The sequence below is a fragment of the Bacillus sp. LLTC93 genome, assembly GCF_002993125.1.
GTDB lineage: Bacteria > Bacillota > Bacilli > Bacillales > Bacillaceae > Bacillus > Bacillus zhangzhouensis.
In genome coordinates, this window is sequence record NZ_PVME01000010.1 from 1 (window position 1) to 25,492 (window position 25,492).

Genomic DNA, 25,492 nt, shown 5'->3' on the forward strand with positions numbered 1-25,492 from the left:
CGTATCAAAATAGTGAAATCTACAAGGCGAAAAGCGATATTGAGAAGCAAACTTCTGAATATCTTAACATTAAAAAAGAACAAGAAGAAGCCCGCGAGATTGCGAAGGAACAAGAAGCACTCGCCAACCGCTCTTGGTATGAAAAAGCACTCGATTATGGCGGAAATATTGTCAATGAACTGACAGGTGTGAACGATGCAAAACGCGCCGCAACGGGCATTGATCCGATCACAGGCGAAGAGCTCACCGCAGGCCAGCGAGTCGCCGCAGGCGGTATGGCCGCAGCAGGCTACATCCCAATTGTCGGCTGGGCAGGTCGCATTTTCAAAGGCGGAAAAGCCGTCTATAAAACCACCCAAGCGACATCAGCCGCAGTCAGGGCAGTCGACATTTACAAGACGTCGCAAAAGTCCTTTGATGCCTTAAAAACATCGCAAAAAGGCTTATATGGTCTCACCGCCACCAACGGCTTCAGCGAAGCGATTACGGGTCGTGACATGTTTGGAAACAAAGTCTCGAAAGAACAGCAGGAAGCGAGTATGAACGCGGCGCTGGGAATGCTTTTGCCGTTTGGGGCGAAAGGGTTTCATGGGAAGATGGGAATTAAAAAAACAAGTGGTTTAAGTAAAATACCTGAAAATAGCATTAAACATTCTAATAAAGGAGATTTCACAACAAACCCTAAAACAGGGGATATTTCAAAAATGAAGGGTGGAGGACACGGACAACACAATATAAAATTCTTACAAGAAAATAATATAGAATATAATATAAATAAAGTATATGAGAACGGTGTTAGGATAGGGAATGTGCCTGGTCATAAGGTGAAAGCAAAACGAACAGGTTCTAACCAATCATGGTTCCCAGAAAACTGGACAGAATCTGATATTGCGGCAGCAGGTGCCAAAATTGTTGAGTCACCTGATTTTTCTAAAGTGGAAAATGGAGTGACTATCTTTGGTGAATATAAAGGAGTAAGGGTTGGAGTTATTAAAACCAATGGAGAAGTAGGAACTATTTTTCCGGATGCTACAAAACAACCTTAATGTGGAGGATCAAGATGGACATTGAAAATACATTAAATAGAGTATTAGATAAAAGAAAAAAATTAGATTTAAATGATGATTACGGTATACAGAAGAGTTGGGATGAAATAATAGAAATTCTCGGAGAAAACGAAGAGAGAACGTTGGAATATTTAGATCGTTGCAGTAAAGAAGATTTATATTGGATAAGTGAAGTGTTTGAAGACATATCAGAAGTTTTACAAAGTAAGGAATTAATTAAATGTTTGCGTAGGTTGGATAAAAAATATCCTGAATTAGAGATGAAACAAGATATTGATCTAGCAGAAAGCTATATTGAAGATTAAATTTTATGATCTATTTAACTAATAATAATATGTTAATCTAATCCAATCACCACAAAAAAGGAGAATCAGCCATGCTATGGATTTTCACACAAAACCAGCAAAGTCTGGTCCACGTCAATGAAGTCACAGTACAGGGTAAAAAAATTGAAGGGATCATGGGAAATGATTCTTGGACAAAAACTCTCGGCAAGTACGACTCAAGCGATCGAGCAGCAGAGATTCTGCAAGACATTGTGAAGACGGTTGAAGAAAATCAAGGTGCATCTATTACATACCGAATGCCTCATCAATAAAAAAGAAACCACCTTTTCCTAATGGAAAGGTGGTTTTTGTTTATGATGGTGTTTTTGTAAAGGCCAAGAATAAAGGAATGCCTGTGCCGACAAGTGTTGTGGCAAAAAGGAACATACCGCAAATGAATAGAAAATGACTGGCTGAAAAGACGAGTGCCAGAATCAGAAAAACGATGCTGAGTCCGACCATGCTATATGATGGGACAAAACGGCGTTTGTATGTGGCTTTCTTTGTTAAAAATGAGAAGAAAATGCCAAATAATAATGGGACAATCCATAAGTAAAATAAAATAATAAGAGACATACATCATACCTCGATTTTTCCTTCTATTTTATCAGATGCCGATCACAACGGATACCATAAAACTTCACTTTGTAAAATAATTCATGTAATTGACACAATTAAGTGGACTGATTGATCGAATGCGTTTTTTGTGTCATATATTCAGGCTGTAAAAGTGCGTACACACAATGATCGGTAAAGCGGTCGCCCAGCCATTCACATTGTCTTAAAATGCCTTCAAGAGAAAAGGATAATCGCTCTGCGATGCGTCTGCTTTTCTGGTTATCGACAGCGGCCCTGATTTCAATGCGGTGCAGTCCGCACTCTTCAAATAAATATTGAATGACGGCTTTACACGCTTTTGTCATGATGCCTTTTCCTTGGTAGCCTTCTCCGAGCCAATAGCCAATTGAAACGGTTCGGTTGATCCAATGAATCTGGTGGGTGCCAATGATGCCGACGAGTTCTCCATGTGACCATATGCCCGCTTGAAAGCCGTTGTTCTGCAAGGCTTGCTGCATTGCGCCTTGAATGAACGCCATGCTGTCTTCTTCTGTTTGCGTTGTATCCACCCAAAGCATCCATTCACGTAAGTGCTCTCTTGACCGCTGGATGAGCAGGTACAGACTTCGTGCGTCTCTTGGCTCAAGCAGTCGCATGGATAGATCTTGATCCTGATAAAAAAACATGTGACCACATCCTCTCAGGGAAAATTCTACCATAACCAAATGAAAAGAAAAAGACAGCATCATGACTGTCTTTTACATAAACGTATTCACAATTAAAAAGAGATTAAGTGCTACAACAAGAGCTGCTATCACCCAAGATATTCCTGTCACCCAGCGAGCATTCGTCAATTCGCCCATAATTCGTTTTTTACTTGTAAACAAAATGAGCGGAATTAAAGCAAAGGCTATACCAAAAGATAATACCACCTGACTCATCACAAGCGCAGATGTTGGATTCACCCCAGATGCGATAATCACAATAGGGGGAATGATGGTAATCAGCCGGCGTACATACAGCGGGATCCGGTATTGAATAAATCCCTGCATAATAATATCGCCTGACAGTGTACCGACAGAAGAGCTGGAAAGCCCGGCTACAAGCAGACCTACACCAAATAAGATGGCTGACACAGGACCTGCGAGTGTACCAAAATGCTGAAACGCGACATCCAGATCCTCAACAAAGAGACCATTTTTATAAAATAAAGCGGCTGCTACAATCAACATGCTGGCATTGATGGCCCCAGCGACTAGCATGGCAATAAGGATGTCTAAAAATTCAAAGCGAAAAATCAGTTTTTTCTCTTTTTCCGTTCGGCCGACGACTCTTCTTTGCGTTAAAGCTGAATGTAAATAAATCGCGTGTGGCATCACAGTGGCACCTAAAATTCCAGCTGCAAGCAGCACACTATCTGTTCCATCAAACCTCGGAATGAAAAGTCCGCCTGCAACACTTGCGATATCTGGCTTTGCGACAAAGGTTTGCACTGCAAAAGCGATCACTACAACGAACAGCATACCAGTGATGCCTGCTTCTAATGCTCGATATCCCCGTCTTTGCAGCTCTAAAATCGCAAATGATCCGATGGCTGCAATAATTGATGCTTCAAGCAGCGGGATACGAAAGAGCAAGTATAAACCAAGTGCAGCCCCGATAAACTCGGCTAAATCTGTGGCAATTATCACGAGCTCGCCCTGAATCCATAAGCCGATGGAGACGGGCTTTGGAAACTCTTCACGTGCGATTTCGGGTAAATTTTTACCCGTCGCTATTCCAAGCTTTGCAGACAGAGACTGGATGAGTAAAGCCATCAGATTCGATATGAGAATGACCCATAAGAGAAGATACCCGTATTTTGAGCCAGCGGCAATGTTGGTGGCAAAATTCCCTGGATCAATATAAGCAATGGCTGCGATAAAAGCAGGGCCGAGAAAAGGAAGGAGCCTTCTAAACCCTTTGACCTTTCCTTCAAGTGCACGCTCAGCAGCTGCTGACATGTGTGCCTGTGCCTCGATGTATTTGTTTGTCATATGTCATCACCTAGATTCTACAAAGTTTTGCTTGGGCACAAAAAGTTTCCTCGATGCAATTTTTAATCATCATATGCCCATCTTCATGAAAAGTCAACTATCTGAACTAATAGGTTTGTTTATCATATGTAAGTGAAAAAATTAGATGCGATGTCAATCAACACATAAAAAAACACCGCCTCTTAGGCGGTGCCCCTCTGCTTCCTCTGTTTTCAATTTTTAAGAAACCCTTGATCCAACACTACGGAAGATCAGGCTTAAAATAATAACAAAAATAGCTGCCCCTAGGATCGCTGGAATGATCGCAAAGCCTGCAAGACTAGGACCCCACGTTCCAAGTAATCCATGACCAATCCAAGCGCCTGCAAGCCCTGCAATCATTGAACCGATCCATCCTCCTGGTACACTACCTCCAGCGAGTGCACTGCCGATAAGGCCAATGACAATCGCAACAACTAATGAAATCAGAAATCCTAACATGTTGATCACTCCTCTTTTGATTGTTTATTAAGCAATAACCGTTTTGAAAGAGTTTAAAACCTCTCGGAACCGCTTCGATGTTTGAAACGTAGGATGGACAAGGATTGTGTATAATAACAGACAAATACTTCAACGGCATCTAAGGAGGAAATGGCATGGAGGAAAGAGAGTGGCTAAAAGCACAATTAAAAGAGATTGAAAAATGGGAGAAAGAACAGCAAAAGGTGTGGTTTTGGGAGAAACTCAGCCGTCTGCCATTTCAAATGCTGGACAAGCTGACTCCAGCTTTTATTCAGAAAAAAATCGGTTTGCTACTAGATGAAATGGGGAATTATATTCAATCAGGCGGTGTCTATTTGACATCAGAAAAAGGCATCATTCATCAATTTCAAAAGAAATGTGCCGACGAATCCATTCAGCGCATAGAGGATATTGAAAACGCCCCTATTGAAGTCATGGATGCCATTAGTGAACACATGGGGAAAAACAGAACGAATCTTGCCACGGTGCAAGGTGCGACAACAGGTGTCGGCGGCATGTTTACACTAGCGGCAGATATTCCTGCGGTGCTGGGTCTTTCTTTAAAAACATTACAGGATATTGCTGTCACCTATGGCTATGATCCTAAAAACAAGGAAGAACGGGTGTTTATCATTAAATGTTTGCAGCTAAACTCTGCTGATGTCGTTGGGAAAAAGTCGATACTAAAAGAGCTGAAGAGCTACCATGCATCCGAAGGAAAGCACGAAAACATGATCTCCCAAATTCAAGGATGGCGTGAAGTGGTCTATAATTACCGAGATTCGTTTGGCTGGAAGAAGCTATTTCAGCTTGTCCCAATTGCAGGGATTTTGTTTGGAGCAGTCTCCAATCGCTCGCAGTTAAAAGGAATTGCCGAGACTGGCATGATGCAATATCGTAAGCGCAGAATTTTAACAAGATTAGAAGAGCTCACGCAGCAAGAACAGAGTGAGTCTGGTGCATAAAGAAAGGGCTAAAATGATCATTATTCCCTTTGTCTGCTTTTTTCAGCGTGATAGAAAACGGAAGGACGAGTATCGGCGCGGAGCGAATTTGAGATTCGTGAGCACCGGCACGCAGGACTGACACCGAATGCGAGGGTTTGTCTACACGCTGAAATCCCTTTTCACAAAGGGATTTTTTATTTGGTCTCATCATCTTCTTGAAAAGCATGAATAGGAGAATGTTCATAACGTGCCCGCAGCTCGCGGATCTGTTTGATCAGGGTGTAACCGATTGTTTTTTCGGCTTGATCGTACAAAGGATCAAGGGCTTTCACCCATTTTAGCCTCTCTTCTGGCGTCAATTCATGAATCGCAATCGGAGATTCCCGTTTAATGTCCTCCAGCTGATCTTTATTCATCTGTTCTGCATGTTTTTCATTCCAAGCCGTTGTTTCTTCCATTGCTTCAAGCAAAATTCGCTTCGTTTCAGGTGTCTGGCGATCAAAGAAGGCTTGATCTGTTAAGACAACATACCCTAAATACCCGTGATTACTGATCGTCATATAGTCTTGTATATGATAGAATTTTTTTGAATAAATATTTGAAATTGTATTTTCTTCACCGTCTACTTTTTTTGTTTCTAACAGCTGAAACGTCGAATTAAACGATTCCTGATAGGGCTTTGCACCAAGAAGTTTGAATTGTTTTTCAATCATGTCGCTTTGCATAATACGGAGAGATTGATTGTTTAAATCACCAGGCTGTTTGATTGGTCCTTTATTAGAGGTAATTTGCTTAAAGCCATTTGTCCAGTAGGCCATTCCTTTTAGACCATCTTTTTGCAGCGTGCCGAACAATCTCTGTCCAATCGCACCGTGTAAGCCTTCTTGAACAGCATCATAATTCGAAAAGGCAAAGGGAAGATCAAGTGCCAGCCATTCAGGGGACAGCATGCCGAGCTTAGAGGTAGATGGGGCAATAAATTGAACTTGATTCTCTTTGAGTGCATTAATCTCTTCAATATCAGAATAAAGGCTCCCGTTTGAGAAAATTTGAATGTTGATTTTCCCATCGGATTTCTCATGCACGAGCTCAGCAAATTTCTTTGCAGCAAGTCCTTTTGGTGTATTGTCTGCCACGACATGGCTAAATTTGAACACAAGCTGGTCCTTCAGTCCTGTCTGTTCATCATCGAATATAGACGCTGATTTTGGCATCATATGATAAAAACCAAAGTATAAAGCGGTTACAAAACCGATTATGAGCAATAACGTATAAGCGAGTAAATTCTTCATGCGTTAGATCCCCCTTATGTCAAGCATACTTGACAGAGGAAGAATTCGTAAAGATACAGGTGAAAAAATGATGAGAAATCGATTGAAATTACAACAATTATCTATTAGGTGGAAGCTCACCATCCTCACATATTTCGTTGTCATTTTCGCCCTTTTAATCGGAGGAATTGTCCTTGTCGGGGGAATCCAGCAAACGGAGGAACGCGAGCTTCGAAAAAGACTCATGAATACAGCGAGAACAGTGGCAGAAATGAATGAGGTGAAGCAGGCGTTAGCTGGTCAGACAAAAGAACGTTCTCGATTACAGCATGCGATTGAAGAGATTCGGATTATTCAAGACGCTGACTACATTGTCGTCATGGATATGGATCATGTGAGATTAACGCATCCAGTGAAAACAAGAATTGGCCAGCGCTCAGAGGGGACAGATGAAGAGCCGGCTTTTGCAGAGCATATTTATTTTTCAGAAGCAGAAGGAGAGCTGGGGACAGCCATTAGAGCTTTTTATCCAGTGAAGGATGAAAAGTTTAACCAGACAGGAGTTGTCCTTGTAGGAAGAACGCTACCAAGTATGGCGGATATATTAGGAGAAATGAAGCAGGATATCCTCATGATCCTGCTGCTGACGCTCAGCTTTGGGCTTGTGGGTTCTTTTTTGCTCGCCCGTCATATAAAACAGCAAATGTTTAAGCTGGAGCCGCATGAGATTGTCAGAATGCTAGAGGAACGCACCGCCACCTTCCACTCCATCAATGAAGGGGTCATTGCCATCGACAATCAGCATATGATCACCATTTTTAATGAGAAGGCGAAGCAAATTTTTGGAGTGACTGGTGATGTAGTAGGCCGGAATATTTGGGGTGTGCTGGCCGACACAAGACTTCCTGAGATCATTGATCGCGCAGAACCAGTCTACAATGAAGAGATTCATATGAGCGGAAAGCGGATTATGAGCAGCCGTATTCCGATTGTGATGAAAAAGAAGATCATCGGAGCAGTCGCCATTTTTCAGGACCGGACAGAGGCGGCTAAATTGGCAGAGGAACTAACTGGGGTCAAGAACTTCGTTGACGGCCTTCGGGTGCAGAATCACGAGCATATGAATAAGCTTCATACGATTGCGGGATTGATTCAGCTTGGCAAAGCTGAACAGGCGCTCGACCTTGCGTTTCAAACGACAGAAGAACAGGAACATGTGACGGACTTTCTTCACCGCGTCATTCAGCACGATGCCGTCGCAGGTTTATTGATGAGCAAGATCAGAAGGGGCAAGGAGCTTGGCATAAAAGTCGAAGTGGATGAAAATAGCTGTCTGCGCGATTTTCCAGAGCGGCTAGATCAGCATGATATCACGAAGCTGCTTGGCAATCTCATCGAGAATGCCTTTGCCTCGTATGATTCTATAGAAAGAGAAACAAAACTCATTTCGATTAGTATTGATCAAACGGAGGATGTTCTCGCGATTTTGATTGAAGACAATGGCTCCGGGATAGAAGAGAAAATGATTCCTTATATTTTCGATAAAGGCTTCACATACGGCAAAGAAGGCGGAACAGGCTATGGCCTGTATATTGTAAAAACGATTATCGACAAAGGGATGGGGAACGTAGAAGTCACATCAAGCATCGGCATTGGTACCACCTTCTCAATCGAATTCCCAATGACAATAGAGGAGAGAGACAGATGACTCAGATTAAGGTGCTATTAATTGAAGATGACCCGATGGTGCAAGAAGTGAATAAAGAGTTCATTATGAGTGTTCCAGGCTTTCAAGTGGCGGCTGTAGCAGGAAATGGGGAGCAGGGCATTCAGCTGATCAAAGAGATTCGTCCAGATCTCGTGGTACTTGATGTCTATATGCCGAAGAAAGATGGCGTCAAAACGCTGCAAGACATCAGAAAGCAAAAGATACAGGTGGATGTGATTGTGATTTCTGCAGCGAAGGACAAAGAGACAATTGGCGTCATGCTTCAAAATGGTGCGCGGGATTATATTATTAAACCGTTCAAATTTGAACGAATGAAAGAATCGCTTGAAAGCTATAAAGCATTTAAATCGAAAATTCGCACCGCAGCAGAATTTTCTCAGGAGATGCTGGATGATATCATACGAAAGCCTGCCGTGAAGCAGGAAAATACATGGCTCCCTAAGGGGCTGAATGTGCATACGATGAACGAAATTAAAGCCTATATGCGTTTGCAAGAAGGCGCGCTATCCGCTGAGGAAGTCGCTAATGCGCTTGGCATTGCCCGTGTCACGGCACGCCGGTATTTAGACTTCCTTGTCAAAGAAGGTGAGCTGAAATTAGATATGCAATATGGCGGGATAGGTCGGCCTGTGAACAAATATATCGTACATTCCGACTAAGAGACCAAAAAGACCAAAATGTACGATATGTCCATAAGCTTCACAGCCTTTGATGAAATCGCTATCATTTACCTACAGATAACAGTTAAGCGTTTACATCAAAGGGTGAGGGAGTTGATTTTTTATGAAAAGGCTTTTTAAGAACCTGACATTTCAGGTCATTGCAGCTGTCATTATCGGGATCATTGTCGGAATGGTTTGGCCAAACGTCGGGAAAGAAATGAAGCCGCTTGGTGACACATTTATCAATGCAGTCAAAATGGTGATCGCACCAATTATTTTCTTAACCATCGTTCTTGGTATTGCCAAGATGGGGGATATGAAAAAGGTTGGAAAAGTTGGGGGAAAAGCATTTATTTATTTTGAAGTCGTGACAACGCTTGCTCTGGTCATCGGTCTTTTTGTTGTTAATATCATGAAGCCGGGAGCAGGTCTTGACTATAGTAAGCTTGAAAAAGGGGATGTTTCGCAGTATACCCAAAATGGGGGACAGGGTATCGACTGGATGGAATTTGTGACACACATTGTGCCATCTAACATGGTAGATGCCTTTGCGAAGGGAGATATTTTACAGGTCTTATTCTTCTCTATTTTATTCGGTGTTGCTCTTGCGGCACTCGGCGAGAAGGGGAAAGGAATCATCGAATGGCTTGATAAGCTGTCACTCGTCTTCTTCAAAATCATTGGATATATCATGCGTGCAGCGCCACTCGGTGCATTTGGGGCAATGGCCTATACGATCGGACACTTTGGTTTGGCTTCGATTAAACCGCTGGCGAGTCTGATGCTCTCCGTTTATATGACCATGTTCCTGTTCATCTTCGTTGTGCTGAACATCATTTGTAAAATGTATGGTTTCAGCCTGTTCGGTTATCTACGATTTATCAAGGATGAAATTTTAATTGTCCTTGGCACAAGTTCTTCAGAATCAGTGCTGCCAAGAATGATGGATAAAATGGAACGCTATGGCTGTTCTAAGTCGGTTGTTGGACTTGTCATTCCAACAGGTTATTCTTTTAACTTAGACGGAACTTCAATATACTTATCGATGGCCGTAGTCTTCTTAGCACAAGTTTTTGGTGTGGATCTGTCTATCGGTCAGCAGATCACCATTATCCTTGTTCTCATGCTCACATCAAAGGGAGCGGCAGGGGTCACAGGAAGTGGATTTATCGTGCTGGCATCTACACTTGCTGCACTTCAGGTCATTCCGCTTGAGGGCCTTGCACTGCTGCTTGGGGTTGACCGATTCATGAGTGAAGGAAGAGCCATTACAAACCTGATTGGAAATGGAATCGCAACCATTGTTGTAGCTAAAAGTGAAGGTGAATTTGACGAAGCGAAGAGTAAAACAGCGCTTCAAGAAATGCGGAATATCAAGCAAGCCGTTTAGTATAAAAACAACCAAAAACCGAAACCTTATGTTCTACATGGGGTTCGGTTTTTTTGTGATGAAAAGAAAAAACATAAAAGCTTGATAAAATTAGGGCGAATCGTAAGACCTCTTTGACCTTTTGTTATATAATTTACAGAAAGGTCCGATATAATATATATCAGATCCGATGAAAAATAGACTTTAGTCCTGGCAGGTGTGGAACGTAATGGCGGCATTTTTAAAATTGTTCGAAAAACCCGGTGTTAAACGGTTTTCAGTATTTGTAGTATTAGCCACAGTATTATATCTATTAAGAGGAATGATGAATTTAATTCTCCTGACCTTCATATTCACCTTTTTGATGAATCGGTTAGAAGAGGTCATTAGAGGCTTTTTAAATCACTTCCTAAAAATAGGACAGAAATCGGTCATTACCCTTTTGTATATTCTCCTGGCTGGTGGATTGACGTTTGGCGGCTTCGTTTTTGTGCCAATCATCGCCAAACAGGTAGAGCAGTTATTTCATTTAGGAAAGAAAATTGCAGATCATCCACAAGATTTACCCTTCTTTGACGTCATCACCAACGTATTCGGAGATATCAAAATATCATCTTATTTTGAGAAAGGGTTTAATTTCCTCTATACATACTTAACAGATTTCAGCACGTTCAGTATCCAGGTCATTATGTCCTTAATATTAAGCATGTTCTTCCTGTTCGAAAAGGAACGTCTCATCCAATTCATGAACAAGTTCAAAACGAGTAAAATCTCCGTGTTCTATCATGAAATTGCTTTCTTTGGACGTAAATTCTCCAGAACGTTTGGGAAGGTACTTGAAGCACAGTTTATCATTGCCACCGTTAACTGTGTCTTAACGACAATTGCGCTTGGCATTATGGGCTTTCCGCAGTTGTTTGGATTAGCGGTCATGGTCTTTTTGCTAGGCTTAATTCCTGTAGCGGGTGTGGTCATCTCTCTCATTCCATTGAGCATCATTGCATATACACTTGGAGGCGGAATGTATGTCCTTTATATTGTGCTGGTCATCGTTATCATCCATGCAATTGAAGCCTATTTCTTAAATCCAAAGCTCATGTCAGCTAAAACAGAACTCCCTATTTTCTTCACATTTATTGTGCTGATTTTCTCTGAACACTATATTGGCATTTGGGGACTCATTATCGGTATCCCAATCTTTGTGTTTATTTTAGACATTTTGGAGGTCACAAATAAGGAAGAAAGTAATTAAAAAGTTCATATGAACCTGTTTACAATTTTCTAAAAATAAGGTATAAATGGTATGAAAATATCATATTACCACACGCTTAATCCTTCTAAAGGAATGGGGGACCCATTATTTTGGGGTGAATTTTTCTTTGATGAGAAAAAAGGACATCTCTTCGTCCTAACCCGTCAGCTAACCTCATCAGCGTGAAGAGAGTGAACGGTGGTACATGTATGGACACGCAGGCCCACGAGAAAACTCTCTTGTGGGCCTTTTTGACGAGGAAGGGGAGATTTTATTGAAGCTAGCGACGAAAATTATCATTGCCCTAATTATTGGTGCAATCACAGGACTTCTGCTCAACATTTTTGCTCCAAATGTATTCAAAGTGTTAGATCCCTATCTATTCACACCTCTAGGTCAAATCTTCTTAAACCTGATTAAAATGTTAGTTGTGCCGATTGTATTCTTTTCCATCACACTTGGAGTGGCAGGCCTGGGTGATCCGAAAAAGCTTGGCAGAATCGGAGCAAAAACCATTACTTACTTTCTACTCACTACCACATTTGCCCTTGTCATTGGCATTTCACTGGCCTTACTCATCAAGCCGGGATCATTCGGCAATTTTGATACGAAATCGGCTGATTATACCGCAGAGGAAGCGCCATCAATGGCAGAGACACTTCTCAACATTATTCCAACCAATCCAGTCCAATCTTTAGTCGAAGGTAACATGCTTCAAATTATTGTTTTCTGTATATTTTTGGGTCTTGGTATTGCCATGCTCGGTAAAAAAACGGAAGGCTTGCTGAAGCTGTTTGAACAAGGAAATGAATTAATGATGTATCTTGTCGGTGTTGTGATGAAGTTCGCACCGTACGGGACATTCGGTTTGATCGCAACGGCCATTGGCAGTCAGGGGCTAGATGCTATGAAAGCCATGGGGCTCTATTTCTCGGTCGTTTTCATTGCGCTCGTGCTGCATTTCTTCCTGACCTATGGATCAACTGTCGCCATTTTAGCTAAACGAAATCCGATGGCATTTTTCAAAGGATTTTCTCCAGCGATGGTTGTTGCATTTAGTACATCAAGCAGTAACGCAGTCCTGCCGGTGTCAATGGAAACAGCGCAGAAACGTTTGAAGGTGCCAGAGCCGATTTCAAGTTTTGTTCAGCCTCTTGGTGCAACCATTAATATGGATGGTACGGCGATTATGCAAGGGGTCGCGACCATTTTTATCGCTCAAGTATATGGGGTGGAGCTGACGCTTGTTCAATTGATTACCGTTGTCTTAACAGCCGTTTTGGCCAGTATCGGCACAGCGGGTGTTCCAGGAGTAGGTCTCATCATGCTGGCCATGGTATTGAATTCTGTGGGGCTACCTGTTGAAGGCATTGCGCTCATCCTTGGTATTGACCGCTTATTAGATATGGCAAGAACCGTAGTTAATATTACAGGTGACGCAGCATGTGCGGTGATTGTGACAGAAACTGAGAAAAAACATGAGCAAGACTCATCACCTAACTTATCGATGTAATATGAATGAAGGGCTGACTGGATCAGCCCTCAGCGTGAAGACAAACCCTCGCATTCGGTGTCAGTTCTGCGTGCTGGTGCTCACGAATATCAAATTCGCTCCGCTCCAGTACTCGGCCTTCCTAGACTTCAAGGGTTTTCATATCACGCTGAAAAAAAAGACAAAGAGCTAAAATAAAGATCATTTTAGCCCTTTGTCATCAATCTGAGGGCTGACTGGATCAGCCCTTTTTTTCATGGAGCTTCTTGTTTTGCGTGATATACTTTTAACAGAATGAGCGGTCTAACATGCCGCCATAGGCTTTACATCAGAAGGAGGAACCACTTTGCAGTCTGCTGTTCTAAAAGTAGAGAAAGTCGATAAACAAATTGGCCGACATATGATTTTGCAAGATATTTCTATGGAGATTGGGCAGGGAGAGATTGTCGGTTTACTTGGACCAAATGGGTCTGGAAAAACGACCTTGATTAGGCTGATCGTGGGCTTGATGAAAAAAAACAATGGCCGAATCATGATCAATGGATATTCTCAGGATCATGAATTTCTAAAGGCGATGTCATCTGTTGGTGCCATCATAGAAAATCCTGAGTTTTATTCGTATTTAACAGGCTTTGAAAACCTTGAACTGTATGCGGCGATGTACGATGGAGTTTCCGAGGACCGCATTCATGAAGTGGTGAAAAGAGTTCGTCTGGAGCACGCCATTCATCAGAAGGTCAAGACGTATTCATTGGGGATGAAACAAAGGCTTGGAATTGCACAAGCCATATTGCATCAGCCCAATTTGCTGATTTTAGACGAACCGACAAATGGGCTTGATCCCGCAGGAATGAAGGAATTTCGCGAGCACTTGCAAACGCTCGTACAAGAAGAAGGAACCTCCGTGTTATTTGCCACGCATTTATTGCATGAGGTAGAAGAGTTATGTGACCGTATGATCATCATTCAAAAAGGACAGATCAGAGCGAGTGCAAATCTCCGGGACATGGAAGGCAAAGAGCAGGTGCTGATGAATATTCAGCCAGTAGAAAAGGCCGCTTCATGGCTCGACAGAAATGGATATACATATGAACGAAATGGAGACCAGGTACTGCTTCAACTGAACAAAGAGCGTGTGTCAGAGCTTAACAGACAACTCGTGTTGGCAGGGTTTGATGTACTAGAAATGACGCCTCAAAAACAATCCATTGAAGAGGCCTTTATGAAATGGACGGAAGGCGGGACAGCAGATGCTTCAACTGATCAAAAATGAGCATAAAAAAATCATGAGGCAAAAGATCACATTCATTGCACTCGGATTGATCGTTGTCTTTCAGATGGCGATGGCTTTAACCTTGAAACGAGTCATATCCAGCATTGGTGGACAAGACACGGCCGCGAACTATTTTGCCTATTCCACAAACGTCGTGTTTATTTTACAAGTGCTCGCTGTCGTCATTGGCGCGACACTGATCTCAACAGAGTTTCAAAAAAGGACGATCAAGTTCTTATTCATCCGTCCAAAGACAAGGCTGCATATTTTTCTGTCAAAATATATGACACTTGTGCTAGCGGTCATCTACCTGTTTGTTTTTTATTACGTGCTAGCTTTTCTATTTGGCCTTATTTTCTTTGGTACTGGATTTGATGAAAGTACGGGACGGTTATTTCAGCATACGTTTGCAGTCATCGGATCACAGTGGGTGGAAGTGGTCATGATGGCAAGCTTTGCTTTTATGTGTTCCAGTTTATTTAGGAACAGCCTGATTGCGCTTGTCACCTCATTCTTTGTTTTATATGCGGCAAAATCACTTGTGCCCATCATGTCTCTCTTTGAAAATCAGTGGGGGAAAATCCTGCTTTTTGCCAATACGGACTTTACCCAATACAGCTTTCAAGGACCGCCGCCTTTTGATGGAATGAGTCCTTTGTTTTCTTTATTCATTGTAGGGGCGCATTTTGTTTTCTTTGTTGGAACGGCTTGGTTCCTTTTTTGGAAGCGTGATGTAAATGTGTAAAAATTGTGTCAAATAACAAGAAAAATTCGTGACATCTTTGTGAAAACGAGTCTGTATTTCACGATAACCGACTGATTTTGTCTTATAATAAAGAGGAGTCATGGAGGTGGCACTATCGTGAAAAATTTCATTACGGCTTTACCCATTTTGTTGCTGCTGTCGTTTTCGTTTGTGTCTTTTGCCTTCCAGTTTGATCATCTTGTTTATTTCAGACTAGCGCTAGGGATCTTTTCATTAGCCGGTCTTTTCTTTCTGTATACACTTAAAAGAAACATGAAGTGGTTCATGGTTTATTTATATGCGAGCTGGATCATTCTTGCTGCCGTCACGACATTTGAGGAACCTGTATTTTCTCAATTCTTTTTCGGTGGTTTAACGATGACAATGGGCTATCTCACGTATATGCTCATTTACTTAGGAATGAAGCAGGACCGTGTAGTGAAATCACATTAAAACAAAAGCCGATAAAATCTGTTATTCGATTTTATCGGCTTTTTTATTTCTATTGAGGCAAACAAAAGAGCAGCCAGCTTTTGACTGCTCATTTTGTATTCATGATTCACGTCCAGCAGCTGCAAGCTGCTTCTGATGCTTTTTGTCGATGGTTTCGTATATACTTTCCATCATCTTAGGATCGCGCATGATCGCTTTCTTGTTCTCTTCAATCAATTGCTGGTATGTTTTGATCTTTTTCTTAGACATGTGACTCATCGCTCCTTTATAAGAATGGGTATTTATAAGATTTCACATAGATGAAATTGATAATCATTTTCAATTAGCTAGCAATTTCATTATACAAAGTCAAATGTCAGAAGTAAAGATTCAATTCAGAAAATTCACGTAACCGACATATTCCCAGCCCTATCGACTTTGAATTCTTTCCCAGGAAATAATTCGCTGTCAATTCTTGTCGTGGCATCATAGAAAACATTCTTTTCTTCGTTGAAACGTTTTGGCCATACTTCTCGTCTTATGTAGGGATTTGATAAAAGAGGATAGAGAAGAAATGAAAAAGACACCAGCAAGAGTTTGCTGATGTCTTTCATTATTATCAATTATGAAACGTGTTCTTGAAGAAACTCTGTCACTTCTTCGGGTGATTTTGCGTTTGCACTGTGTAAATGACCTGTTTTTTCACCATTTTTGAAAATTAACAGGCTGGGAATACCCATGACCTGATAGGTTTCCGCTAATTCAGGGAAGTCATCTTTGTTTATTTCAAACCATTCATGGTGAGCATAAGCCTCTAAAATGTCTGGAATGAACATGTCCATTCTTGTGCAATCAGGACACCATGTCGCAAAGAATTTAACGATGACTTCTTTGTCTGATTGAATGATTTCATTGAATTGTTCAGTACTTGTGATTTTTTTCAATTTGTCACAACTCCTTTTCAATGTCATTTTAATATAAAATAAAGGCGAATGACATACAAATGCTTGGGGGGCGCTTACAACCTTTACAAATCATTTCAATTCCGTAACAAGAAAAATAAATTAGAGCATTTTCGCTTGAAAGTGATAAGATAGTAAAGATGAATTTTAGTGGGGGGAGTATCCATTGAAAATAAGTTTAGGATTGGTTTACGGCGGAAAGTCAGCCGAACATAATGTATCACTGCAAACAGCCCTTGCAGTAACAAAAGCACTTAACACTGAGAAGTTCGATATACATCCAATTTATATTACAGAAGAGGGCGAATGGCTAAGAGGAGAAAAACTCACTGAACCAGTATCAAACGTCAAAATGCTTCAATTTGAACAAAACGCAAAGACGTTTTTACCAACTTCTTTAAATGAGAGCATGTTTCCACAGCCTACATCAGCTGATGAGAAGATTGATGTCGTCTTCCCATTGCTGCACGGACCAAATGGTGAAGATGGAACGATGCAAGGTTTACTTGAACTGTTAAATATCCCGTATGTCGGTAACGGCGTTCTCGCTTCTGCTGCGGGTATGGATAAAGTCATGATGAAAGATGTTTTTGCGCAAGCAGGACTTGCACAAGCAAAGCACCTTTCCTTCAATAAAAAAGACTATGAGAAAACAACATCAGACAGCTTAGAACAGGTGGAGCAAGTACTAGGCTATCCATGCTTTGTGAAACCTGCCAACATGGGATCAAGTGTTGGAATTAGTAAATGTCGCAGCAAAGAAGAGCTTCAAGCAGCATTTGATTTGGCTTTCCAATATGATCGTCGTGTTGTCGTAGAAGAAGGCGTCATTGGAAGAGAAATCGAAATTGGTGTATTAGGAAATGACGAGCCGAAATGTTCTGTTGTTGGTGAAATTGCACCTAAAACAGATTTTTATGACTACAAAGCAAAATATGAAGATGGCGATACAGACTTGATCATTCCTGCTAGTGTTTCAGAGGATGAATACAAGACGATTCACGATATGGCGATTAATGCATTTAAAGCCATTGATGGAGCTGGCCTCGTGCGTGCAGACTTCTTCCTAACAGAGGAAGGCAAAGTGCTGATCAATGAAGTGAATACAATGCCTGGATTCACACCATTCAGTATGTTCCCGCTGCTTTGGAAACATACTGGTGTAGAGTATCCTGAGTTGATTGAAAAGCTGGTGTCACTTGCAATTGAACGCCATCAAGAAAAACAAACCATTAAAACAACTTTTTAATGTGGGCAACAAGCAGACACTATCCTATAGGTAGTGTCTCTTTTCCTTCAAACGTGAAATGAGAAAGAGAGGCGAAAAAACATGATCAAACGTACAGTGAAACAAGTCGCCCAAATGGCTGGTGGAACACTATCTAATCAATCTTTTGGCGAAGAGCAGATTCACGGAGTGACAACAGATACACGAAAAGTATCGAAAGGTGCACTGTTTATCCCGCTTATTGGAGAACATTTTAACGGTCACACATTTGCTTCAAAAGCAGTGGAGCTTGGAGCTGCAGCTGTTCTTTGGGATCAAAAAGAAGCCAATCCGCCAGAAGGCGTTCCAGTCATTCTTGTAGAGGATACACTGGCTGCACTGCAACAGCTGGCGAAAGCATACTTGAAAGAAGAAAACCCTCGTGTTGTCGGTATTACTGGAAGTAATGGAAAAACAACAACGAAAGACATGATTCATTCAGTATTACAAACGGCGTATCAAGTCCATAAAACAGATGGCAACTTTAATAATCATATCGGCCTTCCGCTCACCATTCTTGCGATGCCAAAAGGAACAGAGATCGCTGTTTTGGAGATGGGCATGAGTGCAAAAGGTGAAATTGAGTTTTTGTCAAGCCTTGCTGAGCCTGATGCAGCAGTCATCACCAATGTCGGAGAATCTCATATGCAAGATTTAGGATCAAGAGAAGCAATTGCCGATGCAAAATGTGAGATCACAAAAGGGTTAAAAGAGGATGGCGTTTTTTATTACTTAGGAGATGAGCCCTTGCTTCGCGAAAGAGCGAATGCACTAACTCACAACGTGAAAACCTTTGGAGAAGCAGAGGACTGTGATATCAGAGTGAATCACATCAATCAGCTTGCAGAAGGAACTGAATTTCAAGTCGAAGGGTACGCTCAGGCGTTTCTCATTCCTGTATTAGGGAAACATAATGTGAAGAATGCGCTTGCTGCTATTGCCATTGGCCAGCATTTTGGGCTGAATGAAAGACAAATAACCCAAGGGTTGATGCAAACGAAATTGACAGGGATGCGTCTTGAGCTGTTTACAACAGAGAAAGGAATCACGGTCATAAACGATGCGTATAATGCGAGTCCTACTTCCATGAAAGCGGCGATTGATCTTGTAGGAGATATGGACGGTTTCGCCAATCGCATTCTAGTACTTGGTGATATGCTTGAGATGGGAAGCGAAGAAGAAACGTATCATTATGAACTAGGTCGATACATCAAGCCTGAGTTTATTGATCATGTCATGACGTATGGACGTCTTGGTGCATTCATTGCTGAAGGAGCGAAGAAAGCATTTGGAGACGCGCGCGTGTTCTCATGTATGGACAAAGAGGAACTGAAGAAAAAACTAGCTGAAGTGGCAGGACCTGACGATGTTGTTCTTGTCAAAGCCTCACGCGGCATGAGATTGGAAGAAGTCATTACTGCACTATAAAAGTTAGCGGCAAAGAAGGTGACAGAATGATTGGCTGTCTATGTATACACGGTTTTACTGGAGCCCCTTATGAGGTAGAACCGCTGGCACAGTATTTAAAGCAGACGACAGATTGGAACGTGCAGTCTGTCACGCTTCCGGGTCATGGGAAGGAACTTCAGTTAAAAGGCATTCTTTATCAAGAGTGGATTGCGACAGCTGAACTAGAACTTTTATCCCTCTACCGAACTTGTGACACCATTTATTTGGTCGGCTTTTCAATGGGCGGGATGATTGCTTCTTACTTAGCTGCGAAGTATCCGGTTGCCCGCCTTGTCCTTTTAAGTGCTGCGGCAAAATATGTGAACCCAAAACAGATGATCCAAGACACAAGGCAGATGGTGAAGGAATCTTTGTCTGGGTTGATTGATACGAACCCCTTGTATGATCGGTATCGTCATAAGCTAACGAGCACGCCGCTATCAGCTGCTGTAGAATTTATGAAGCTGGTCAAACAAACGAAGAGCTCCCTGGAGAAACTTCATCTGCCCGTCTTAATTGTTCAAGGGGAAAGCGACGGGATTGTTCCCGCTTCTAGCGCAGAATTTATTTATCATAAAATCCCATCTCGCCAGAAAGAAATGTTTTATTTACCTGACTGTAAACATCATGTTTGTCACGAGCCATGTGCACAGCAATTGTTTGAGAAAGTAGAACAATTTCTAAAAAAAGCAATTTAATATATAGAAAAGCGAAAATGTGGCTAAACTAATATAAATTGAATCCCACTTGTTAAAATCTGCAACATTTTTGTCGAATCAGTGACAGGCCTATGTTACAATAGGAAAGAAAAGGTGGTCGATTCGGTTGCTTCAATATGACGGAAAAACCTTTATCCCGCAGTCTAATTCGAGTAATGGGGAAGTATCAGAAGGAACCATATTTCAATATCGTCAGGACGGGAATATATTAACGGGGACATATCAGGGCGGCAGTATTGTATCTGGCGTACTTGTAGGAACAGTGAAAGAGGATGGAACACTTCATTTTAGATACCACCATGTGGGCAAGGACGGTAGCATGAGGAGCGGGTCCTGTCATTCCACACCTAAGCAGCTGGATAACGGAAAAATTCAACTGTTAGAAAGGTGGAAATGGATGGACGGAGATCAAAGTGAAGGTGAATCTGTCATTGTGGAGCAGTAGATATATCCATTTCTGTCTTGTTGAAAAACAAATAGTGTAATGGTAAGATATAATGTAGGGTAATTCGGGCTTTGTATATAATGGACCTGTCCTTTCAGAAAAGGGCAGTTTTTAATGATCATTCACGAGATTACTGAAACAGCAATTAGAAGGAGTTTGAATAATTTGACTATAACGTTTCAAGATTTTCAATTAAGCGAAAGTCTCATGAAAGCTATTAACCGCATGGGATTTGAAGAAGCAACACCAATTCAAGCAGAAACGATTCCTCTCGGTCTTCAGAATAAAGATGTCATCGGACAAGCACAAACAGGAACAGGAAAAACAGCAGCATTTGGTATTCCTCTGGTTGAAAAAATCGACCCAGCGTCTCCTAATATCCAAGCGATTATTATTGCGCCAACAAGAGAATTAGCGATTCAAGTATCTGAAGAGCTATACAAAATCGGCCAAGACAAGCGTGCACGCGTTCTTCCGATTTACGGTGGACAAGATATCAGCCGCCAAATCCGTTCGCTCAAGAAGAATCCTCATATCATCGTAGGGACTCCAGGACGTTTACTCGATCACATTAACCGTCGTACAATGCGTCTTCAAAATGTTGAAACAGTTGTGCTTGATGAAGCAGATGAAATGCTAAACATGGGTTTCATTGAAGACATTGAATCGATCCTTTCAAATGTACCAAGTGAACACCAAACACTTTTATTCTCTGCGACAATGCCTGCACCAATTAAGCGCATTGCAGAACGTTTCATGACAAACCCAGAGCATGTAAAAGTAAAAGCAAAAGAAATGACAGTATCTAACATCCAACAGTTCTACTTGGATATTCACGAACGTAAGAAGTTTGATACATTGACACGTCTTCTTGACATTCAATCGCCTGAGCTTTCAATTGTCTTCGGTCGTACGAAACGCCGTGTTGACGAATTGACAGAAGCGCTTAACCTTAGAGGTTATACAGCTGAAGGAATTCATGGTGACCTAACTCAAGCGAAACGTATGGTTGCGCTTCGTAAATTCAAAGAAGGTTCAATCGATGTGCTTGTGGCAACAGACGTTGCAGCACGTGGACTTGATATCTCTGGCGTGACACACGTGTATAACTTCGACGTGCCACAAGATCCAGAAAGCTATGTACACCGTATTGGACGTACAGGCCGTGCTGGACGTACAGGTATGGCTGTGACATTTATCACACCACGTGAAAAAGATATGCTTCGTGCGATTGAGCAAACGACAAATCGTAAAATGGATCGTATGAAAGAGCCAACTCTAGATGAAGCAATTGAAGGACAACAGCAAGTAACAGTTGACCGTCTACGCACGATCATCAGTGAAAACAACTTAAACTTCTACATGACAGCTGCTGCTGAATTGCTAGAAGATCATGATTCTGTCACAGTGGTTGCGGCTGCCATCAAAATGATGACAAAAGAGCCAGATGCAACGCCAGTTCGTTTGACAGATGAAGCACCAATGATTTCAAAACGCAATCGTAACAACCGCAGCTCTTCTAAACGTAGAGACGGTGGCGGCGGTGGCGGCTATCGCGGGAAAAGCCGTTCATCTTACGGTGATAAAAAACGTTCATCAAATGATCGCAATCGTTCTTCTAGCGATCGTCGTCAAAAGAAATCTTATAACAATTAACATACAAGAGCGAATCCTTTGCAGGGTTCGCTTTTTTTAACAGGCTTATTGAAACTTTTTAGGTTCTGTTTCGTAATATATTGATAGAAAAGTAAGAGAATGGGGGAAGAATGTGAGAAAACAGCCGCAACGTCAAATTAGTTTAAATGGATTAAAAGTATGGCGTCTTCAAAATGGAATTATCTCATTGATTTTCTTACTCATCATCATTGGGGTATTTATTGCTAGTTATTATTTTCAATGGCCATATTGGATTGGGGCCATCCTCATCGGATTGTGGATCTTACAGGTCATTTTCGGAATTTGGCTCATACCGAAAATCCGTCATCACATTTGGCGCTACGAAGTATTTGAAAATGAAATTGAAATACAGCATGGGCTGATTCGCGTTACACGCGTGATTGTGCCGATGGTGCGTGTCCAGCATGTCGATACATCCCAGGGACCGCTTTTAAGGCGCTATCGCTTGGCATCTGTTCAAATTTCGACTGCTGCCACGGTTCATGATATTCCAGCGTTAGAATTAGAAGAGGCAGATGAGCTTCGTGATTACATATCTCGTTTAGCAAGGGTGACGGAAGATGATGTCTGAACCAAAACGTGTACATCCAATCTCGATGTTCATTGATTTTATATCAGATGCCGTATCCATGATCAAAAACTTCATTATCCCTTTTTTCGTGCTTATTTTTGTGAACTCGAATTCAAGTATTCGCTTTTATGCGTTTATCATTCTTGGTGTGCTTCTTTTATGGAAAGCTGTTTCAACCGTTTTAGAATGGAGACGATTCACTTACCGGATGGAAGACGATGAATTTCGTGTGGAATCAGGTGTAATTACGAAAAAGAAAAAATATATATCGTTAGAACGAATTCAAACGGTCAATACAAGTGAAGGCATCTTCCAGCGGATTTTCGGTTTGGTGCGAGTTCAAATCGAAACGGCAGGCGGGACGGATGGCCCAGAAGTGAGCCTGACGGCGATTACGAAAGCAGAAGCAGAACAATTGAAACAGTCGATTTTCAACCGGAAGAAAAGCTTGCAACAAGATGAAATGGCGGGTGAAACAGGGGATGGACCGCATGATCATCTAACTGCGCAAAAACCTGTGGAGAAAGAAATCAACGTCTCCTATCGTATGGGTGTACCAGAGCTACTTTTGGCGGCTACGACTTCAAGCGGGATCGGTGTGATTATATCTGGTTGCCTAGCCATTTACACACAAATAGATGAAATTCTTCCTTTAGACGGGTTCGTCAAGCAGTTCTCCTTCTTAAGTCATGCGAGTGTTGAAATCTACGCGATTCTAATTTTTCTAGCCGTATTGATTGCTTGGATACTCAGTGTTGGGGTGACAGCACTCCAATATGCTAATTTTGCTGCCAAACGAAAAGGGAACGACATCATCATTACAAGAGGACTCATTGAGAGACATCAAATGACCATTCCGCTTGCGAGAATTCAAGCAGTGAAAATCAAAGAAAACATTCTCCGTGAGCCATTTGGATTTGCTACGGTGATGCTCGTTAGTGCAGGAGGTTCTATTACAGAAAAAGAAACCTCTTCTGTCTTATTTCCACTAATCCGGAAGAAAAAAATCAATGAATTGTTGTCTCGATTTACAGATCAATATCACCTGACACCAGAAGCTGAGCTGAAAAAGGTACCAAAGCGTTCACTCAAACGCTACCTGATCTCTTTCGGATTTGTTCCATTGCTCGTTGGTATGATCCTTTCAGTCCGTTTTCCGCCGTGGGGGTATTTGGCACTGATTCCATTACCAATTGCTTTATTCTTTGGCTATTTAGCCTATAAGCAATCAGGTTATACGATCAAAGATCCATTGATTCAGTTGACAACAAGAGGTATCGGCAAAACCACCGGAATTGTTTTGAGAAAACGAATGCAAAACTATACGGTGACTCAATCTTATTTCCAAAAGAAAGGCCGAGTGGCGAGTATTCACACCTTTGTGAAATCCTCTGCACTGCTTGATTCCTTTGGTGTGCATCACCTTGAAGAGAAAGATGCTGCACGTGTATTTGATTGGTATTCCTATGAAAAAAAACAATCATCTTAAACTAAAAAATGTCGATCAGCTCCTTGTCAAAAGGGATGATCGACATTTTTTATGAGATTAATAGCGTCTTTTTTTGGAGTGGAAGAATAGGGTGATAGGTGCTATAATCATGCCGCCTATCAATCCAAATAAGTGAGCCATAATATTGATATTCGAGTTGACGAACGTCATGACGACAGAGACACCAAGAATCGTTAAGATTACCTGAGAATTCCCGCGGTCCATCATGTGCGGTTTAAATAGGACAAGGTAGAGATAAACGCCAAACAAACCGAAGATGGCACCAGAAGCGCCGACATGTACATACTCTAAAGGCTCCACCCAATAGGTTCCGATATTGCCAATGAACCCTGCACCAAGATAAATGATGAGAAACCGAACCTTACCAAGCAAAGACTCAAGCGCTGGAGCGAATAGGAACAAAGACATAGAATTGAACAAAATGTGTGTCAGACTTCCGTGGAGAAAAATAGGGGTAACGAGCCGCCACCATTCTCCTGCTGCTACACCATAATTGAAACCGACGAGATGGTCCTGCCCAAGCTGTATAATAGGGATAGGAATAGCAAATAAAAGCCACAGACCTATTTGCAATGCAAGGATCGCTGTTACGATTGGATACGATCTAATAAATTGTTGAAAGCTCTCCGTTCGAATAAACATAACAAACCCCTTTTGACTAGATAATGGTAAGTTTATAGTAACACGTTTATGAAGCGAACATCCAAATTAGTACGAGTATCATAGGAGGTACCCCATGATCAAAGGAATTGGCATTGATATTGTAGAAATCGACCGGCTGTCACGGGTGCTCAGCAGACAGCCCCGTTTACCAGAACGAATTTTGACTTTAAATGAACAGGACATCTTTTACGCGCTACGTGAAAAGAGACAGCTGGAGTTTTTGGCAGGACGCTTCGCGGCAAAGGAAGCTTTTGCTAAAGCATATGGTACGGGAATCGGTCAGCATTTAAGCTTTCATGACATCGAGATACAAAAAGACGATAATGGAAAACCTTTCATCAAAAGCGCGAAAACGAAGGGAGACCAGGTTCATGTGTCTATTACACACACAAAAGAATATGCTGCTGCGCAAGTTTTAATCGAAAGGTTGTCAAGCTAGTCTGCATATTGTTTGTCCCCCCTTCATATATTGGGTAGTGCGATAAGGAAGGGCGAGTTGCTAACAGGCTTTGATGGTTCGCGGTACGCAGTTAACTCTTTAGGCGTACTGTTAAAGTCAAACAAGCGGT

The 25,492-nt window shown here is 41.8% G+C and carries 28 protein-coding genes and 1 riboswitch; of the genes, 20 read left to right on the plus strand and 8 right to left on the minus strand.

Annotated elements, in window-relative coordinates; genetic code table 11:
• The 3 genes from C6W18_RS18230 to C6W18_RS18240 form a co-directional block, all read left to right on the plus strand.
• A partial coding sequence (locus tag C6W18_RS18230; protein WP_223251745.1) for a pre-toxin TG domain-containing protein occupies positions 1–1,046 on the plus strand: 1,046 nt, incomplete at its 5' end.
• 14 nt (positions 1,047–1,060) lie between these two features.
• The gene (locus C6W18_RS18235) at positions 1,061–1,372 is read left to right on the plus strand and encodes a hypothetical protein (protein ID WP_017358411.1); all 312 of its coding nucleotides are present in this window, start codon (positions 1,061–1,063) and stop codon (positions 1,370–1,372) included.
• 71 nt (positions 1,373–1,443) lie between these two features.
• On the plus strand, positions 1,444–1,665 hold the full coding sequence (locus C6W18_RS18240; RefSeq protein WP_017358410.1) for a hypothetical protein: 222 nt from the start codon (positions 1,444–1,446) through the stop codon (positions 1,663–1,665).
• A 40-nt stretch (positions 1,666–1,705) separates the two neighbouring features.
• Here C6W18_RS18240 and C6W18_RS18245 read toward each other — a convergent pair whose 3' ends face one another.
• From C6W18_RS18245 to C6W18_RS18260, 4 genes are all read right to left on the minus strand, one after another.
• Positions 1,706–1,969 carry a response regulator gene (locus C6W18_RS18245; RefSeq protein ID WP_105928492.1) on the minus strand — a complete coding sequence of 88 codons (264 nt, stop codon included), beginning with the start codon at positions 1,967–1,969 and terminating at the stop codon, positions 1,706–1,708.
• Between the two features lie 98 nt (positions 1,970–2,067).
• Positions 2,068–2,637 carry a GNAT family N-acetyltransferase gene (locus C6W18_RS18250; RefSeq protein WP_034323942.1) on the minus strand — a complete coding sequence of 190 codons (570 nt, stop codon included), beginning with the start codon at positions 2,635–2,637 and terminating at the stop codon, positions 2,068–2,070.
• 72 nt (positions 2,638–2,709) lie between these two features.
• The gene (locus tag C6W18_RS18255; protein WP_034323945.1) at positions 2,710–3,987 is read right to left on the minus strand and encodes an Nramp family divalent metal transporter; all 1,278 of its coding nucleotides are present in this window, start codon (positions 3,985–3,987) and stop codon (positions 2,710–2,712) included.
• Positions 3,988–4,206: 219 nt separating this feature from the next.
• Complete coding sequence (locus C6W18_RS18260; protein WP_003214275.1) at positions 4,207–4,467, minus strand: GlsB/YeaQ/YmgE family stress response membrane protein; 261 nt, start codon at positions 4,465–4,467, stop codon at positions 4,207–4,209.
• Between the two features lie 155 nt (positions 4,468–4,622).
• Here C6W18_RS18260 and C6W18_RS18265 point away from each other — a divergent pair, with 155 nt between their 5' ends.
• Positions 4,623–5,453: an EcsC family protein gene (locus C6W18_RS18265; protein WP_105928493.1), complete on the plus strand. Its 831-nt coding sequence runs from the start codon at positions 4,623–4,625 to the stop codon at positions 5,451–5,453.
• A gap of 176 nt (positions 5,454–5,629) precedes the next feature.
• On the opposite strand, the gene C6W18_RS18275 is transcribed toward C6W18_RS18265, so the two are convergent.
• Positions 5,630–6,727 (minus strand): DctP family TRAP transporter solute-binding subunit, encoded by a 1,098-nt coding sequence (locus tag C6W18_RS18275; RefSeq protein ID WP_105928495.1) that lies wholly within the window; start codon positions 6,725–6,727, stop codon positions 5,630–5,632.
• A gap of 67 nt (positions 6,728–6,794) precedes the next feature.
• Between C6W18_RS18275 and C6W18_RS18280 the strand changes: the two genes are divergently transcribed.
• The 8 genes from C6W18_RS18280 (at position 6,795) to C6W18_RS18315 (ending at position 15,681) form a co-directional block, all read left to right on the plus strand.
• Positions 6,795–8,414 carry an ATP-binding protein gene (locus tag C6W18_RS18280; protein WP_034323953.1) on the plus strand — a complete coding sequence of 540 codons (1,620 nt, stop codon included), beginning with the start codon at positions 6,795–6,797 and terminating at the stop codon, positions 8,412–8,414.
• Positions 8,411–9,094 (plus strand): response regulator, encoded by a 684-nt coding sequence (locus tag C6W18_RS18285; protein ID WP_034323956.1) that lies wholly within the window; start codon positions 8,411–8,413, stop codon positions 9,092–9,094. The genes C6W18_RS18280 and C6W18_RS18285 overlap by 4 nt, the downstream gene beginning before the upstream one ends.
• Positions 9,095–9,218: 124 nt before the next feature.
• On the plus strand, positions 9,219–10,487 hold the full coding sequence (gene dctP / locus C6W18_RS18290) for a C4-dicarboxylate transporter DctP (protein ID WP_034323959.1): 1,269 nt from the start codon (positions 9,219–9,221) through the stop codon (positions 10,485–10,487).
• A 208-nt stretch (positions 10,488–10,695) separates the two neighbouring features.
• Positions 10,696–11,718, plus strand: coding sequence for an AI-2E family transporter (locus C6W18_RS18295; RefSeq protein WP_034323962.1), 1,023 nt, complete (start codon positions 10,696–10,698; stop codon positions 11,716–11,718).
• A gap of 63 nt (positions 11,719–11,781) precedes the next feature.
• Positions 11,782–11,917: riboswitch (cyclic di-AMP (ydaO/yuaA leader) on the plus strand.
• Between the two features lie 75 nt (positions 11,918–11,992).
• A complete protein-coding gene (locus C6W18_RS18300; protein WP_189318120.1) occupies positions 11,993–13,231 on the plus strand; it encodes a dicarboxylate/amino acid:cation symporter in 1,239 nt (412 codons plus the stop codon).
• Positions 13,232–13,556: 325 nt separating this feature from the next.
• A complete protein-coding gene (locus C6W18_RS18305) occupies positions 13,557–14,483 on the plus strand; it encodes an ABC transporter ATP-binding protein (RefSeq protein ID WP_105928496.1) in 927 nt (308 codons plus the stop codon).
• Positions 14,461–15,228 carry an ABC transporter permease gene (locus C6W18_RS18310; RefSeq protein WP_034323964.1) on the plus strand — a complete coding sequence of 256 codons (768 nt, stop codon included), beginning with the start codon at positions 14,461–14,463 and terminating at the stop codon, positions 15,226–15,228. The genes C6W18_RS18305 and C6W18_RS18310 overlap by 23 nt, the downstream gene beginning before the upstream one ends.
• A gap of 117 nt (positions 15,229–15,345) precedes the next feature.
• On the plus strand, positions 15,346–15,681 hold the full coding sequence (locus tag C6W18_RS18315) for a hypothetical protein (RefSeq protein WP_034323969.1): 336 nt from the start codon (positions 15,346–15,348) through the stop codon (positions 15,679–15,681).
• A gap of 99 nt (positions 15,682–15,780) precedes the next feature.
• Here the strand turns inward: C6W18_RS18315 and fbpB are convergent, their stop codons facing one another.
• Both fbpB and C6W18_RS18325 read right to left on the minus strand, forming a co-directional pair.
• Positions 15,781–15,930, minus strand: coding sequence for a Fur-regulated basic protein FbpB (fbpB, locus tag C6W18_RS18320; RefSeq protein ID WP_003214266.1), 150 nt, complete (start codon positions 15,928–15,930; stop codon positions 15,781–15,783).
• Between the two features lie 353 nt (positions 15,931–16,283).
• Positions 16,284–16,604, minus strand: a complete 321-nt coding sequence (locus tag C6W18_RS18325) for a thioredoxin family protein (RefSeq protein ID WP_012008983.1) — start codon at positions 16,602–16,604, stop codon at positions 16,284–16,286.
• A 184-nt stretch (positions 16,605–16,788) separates the two neighbouring features.
• Here C6W18_RS18325 and C6W18_RS18330 point away from each other — a divergent pair, with 184 nt between their 5' ends.
• From C6W18_RS18330 to C6W18_RS18360, 7 genes are all read left to right on the plus strand, one after another.
• Positions 16,789–17,871 (plus strand): D-alanine--D-alanine ligase, encoded by a 1,083-nt coding sequence (locus tag C6W18_RS18330; protein WP_105928497.1) that lies wholly within the window; start codon positions 16,789–16,791, stop codon positions 17,869–17,871.
• 81 nt (positions 17,872–17,952) lie between these two features.
• Positions 17,953–19,317, plus strand: coding sequence for a UDP-N-acetylmuramoyl-tripeptide--D-alanyl-D-alanine ligase (locus C6W18_RS18335; RefSeq protein WP_105928498.1), 1,365 nt, complete (start codon positions 17,953–17,955; stop codon positions 19,315–19,317).
• A gap of 26 nt (positions 19,318–19,343) precedes the next feature.
• A complete protein-coding gene (locus C6W18_RS18340; protein WP_105928499.1) occupies positions 19,344–20,036 on the plus strand; it encodes an alpha/beta hydrolase in 693 nt (230 codons plus the stop codon).
• 127 nt (positions 20,037–20,163) lie between these two features.
• Positions 20,164–20,502, plus strand: a complete 339-nt coding sequence (locus tag C6W18_RS18345; RefSeq protein ID WP_034323985.1) for an avidin-fold protein — start codon at positions 20,164–20,166, stop codon at positions 20,500–20,502.
• Positions 20,503–20,667: 165 nt separating this feature from the next.
• Entirely contained in the window at positions 20,668–22,158 is a 1,491-nt protein-coding gene (gene cshA / locus C6W18_RS18350) for a degradosome RNA helicase CshA (protein ID WP_034323988.1), read from the plus strand.
• Between the two features lie 112 nt (positions 22,159–22,270).
• Positions 22,271–22,750 carry a PH domain-containing protein gene (locus C6W18_RS18355; protein ID WP_034323990.1) on the plus strand — a complete coding sequence of 160 codons (480 nt, stop codon included), beginning with the start codon at positions 22,271–22,273 and terminating at the stop codon, positions 22,748–22,750.
• Positions 22,740–24,239 carry a PH domain-containing protein gene (locus C6W18_RS18360; protein ID WP_105928501.1) on the plus strand — a complete coding sequence of 500 codons (1,500 nt, stop codon included), beginning with the start codon at positions 22,740–22,742 and terminating at the stop codon, positions 24,237–24,239. The genes C6W18_RS18355 and C6W18_RS18360 overlap by 11 nt, the downstream gene beginning before the upstream one ends.
• 57 nt (positions 24,240–24,296) lie before the next feature.
• Here the strand turns inward: C6W18_RS18360 and C6W18_RS18365 are convergent, their stop codons facing one another.
• The gene (locus C6W18_RS18365) at positions 24,297–24,902 is read right to left on the minus strand and encodes a rhomboid family intramembrane serine protease (protein WP_105928502.1); all 606 of its coding nucleotides are present in this window, start codon (positions 24,900–24,902) and stop codon (positions 24,297–24,299) included.
• Between the two features lie 94 nt (positions 24,903–24,996).
• On the opposite strand from C6W18_RS18365, the gene acpS reads away from it, so the two are divergent.
• On the plus strand, positions 24,997–25,362 hold the full coding sequence (acpS, locus tag C6W18_RS18370) for a holo-ACP synthase (RefSeq protein WP_105928503.1): 366 nt from the start codon (positions 24,997–24,999) through the stop codon (positions 25,360–25,362).
• The last annotated feature ends 130 nt before the right edge of the window (positions 25,363–25,492 follow it).

What these genes read in the sequence shown, in the direction of transcription:
- C6W18_RS18245 (WP_105928492.1), bottom strand. Translation starts at nt 1,969, where the DNA reads ATGTCTCTTATTATTTTATTTTACTTATGGATTGTCCCATTATTATTT.
- C6W18_RS18285 (WP_034323956.1), top strand. Translation starts at nt 8,411, where the DNA reads ATGACTCAGATTAAGGTGCTATTAATTGAAGATGACCCGATGGTGCAA.
- acpS (WP_105928503.1), top strand. Translation starts at nt 24,997, where the DNA reads ATGATCAAAGGAATTGGCATTGATATTGTAGAAATCGACCGGCTGTCA.
- C6W18_RS18310 (WP_034323964.1), top strand. Translation starts at nt 14,461, where the DNA reads ATGCTTCAACTGATCAAAAATGAGCATAAAAAAATCATGAGGCAAAAG.
- C6W18_RS18365 (WP_105928502.1), bottom strand. Translation starts at nt 24,902, where the DNA reads ATGTTTATTCGAACGGAGAGCTTTCAACAATTTATTAGATCGTATCCA.
- C6W18_RS18295 (WP_034323962.1), top strand. Translation starts at nt 10,696, where the DNA reads ATGGCGGCATTTTTAAAATTGTTCGAAAAACCCGGTGTTAAACGGTTT.
- C6W18_RS18265 (WP_105928493.1), top strand. Translation starts at nt 4,623, where the DNA reads ATGGAGGAAAGAGAGTGGCTAAAAGCACAATTAAAAGAGATTGAAAAA.
- C6W18_RS18335 (WP_105928498.1), top strand. Translation starts at nt 17,953, where the DNA reads ATGATCAAACGTACAGTGAAACAAGTCGCCCAAATGGCTGGTGGAACA.
- C6W18_RS18260 (WP_003214275.1), bottom strand. Translation starts at nt 4,467, where the DNA reads ATGTTAGGATTTCTGATTTCATTAGTTGTTGCGATTGTCATTGGCCTT.
- C6W18_RS18280 (WP_034323953.1), top strand. Translation starts at nt 6,795, where the DNA reads ATGATGAGAAATCGATTGAAATTACAACAATTATCTATTAGGTGGAAG.
- C6W18_RS18240 (WP_017358410.1), top strand. Translation starts at nt 1,444, where the DNA reads ATGCTATGGATTTTCACACAAAACCAGCAAAGTCTGGTCCACGTCAAT.
- dctP (WP_034323959.1), top strand. Translation starts at nt 9,219, where the DNA reads ATGAAAAGGCTTTTTAAGAACCTGACATTTCAGGTCATTGCAGCTGTC.
- C6W18_RS18360 (WP_105928501.1), top strand. Translation starts at nt 22,740, where the DNA reads ATGATGTCTGAACCAAAACGTGTACATCCAATCTCGATGTTCATTGAT.
- C6W18_RS18340 (WP_105928499.1), top strand. Translation starts at nt 19,344, where the DNA reads ATGATTGGCTGTCTATGTATACACGGTTTTACTGGAGCCCCTTATGAG.
- C6W18_RS18255 (WP_034323945.1), bottom strand. Translation starts at nt 3,987, where the DNA reads ATGACAAACAAATACATCGAGGCACAGGCACACATGTCAGCAGCTGCT.
- C6W18_RS18235 (WP_017358411.1), top strand. Translation starts at nt 1,061, where the DNA reads ATGGACATTGAAAATACATTAAATAGAGTATTAGATAAAAGAAAAAAA.
- C6W18_RS18275 (WP_105928495.1), bottom strand. Translation starts at nt 6,727, where the DNA reads ATGAAGAATTTACTCGCTTATACGTTATTGCTCATAATCGGTTTTGTA.
- fbpB (WP_003214266.1), bottom strand. Translation starts at nt 15,930, where the DNA reads ATGTCTAAGAAAAAGATCAAAACATACCAGCAATTGATTGAAGAGAAC.
- C6W18_RS18250 (WP_034323942.1), bottom strand. Translation starts at nt 2,637, where the DNA reads ATGTTTTTTTATCAGGATCAAGATCTATCCATGCGACTGCTTGAGCCA.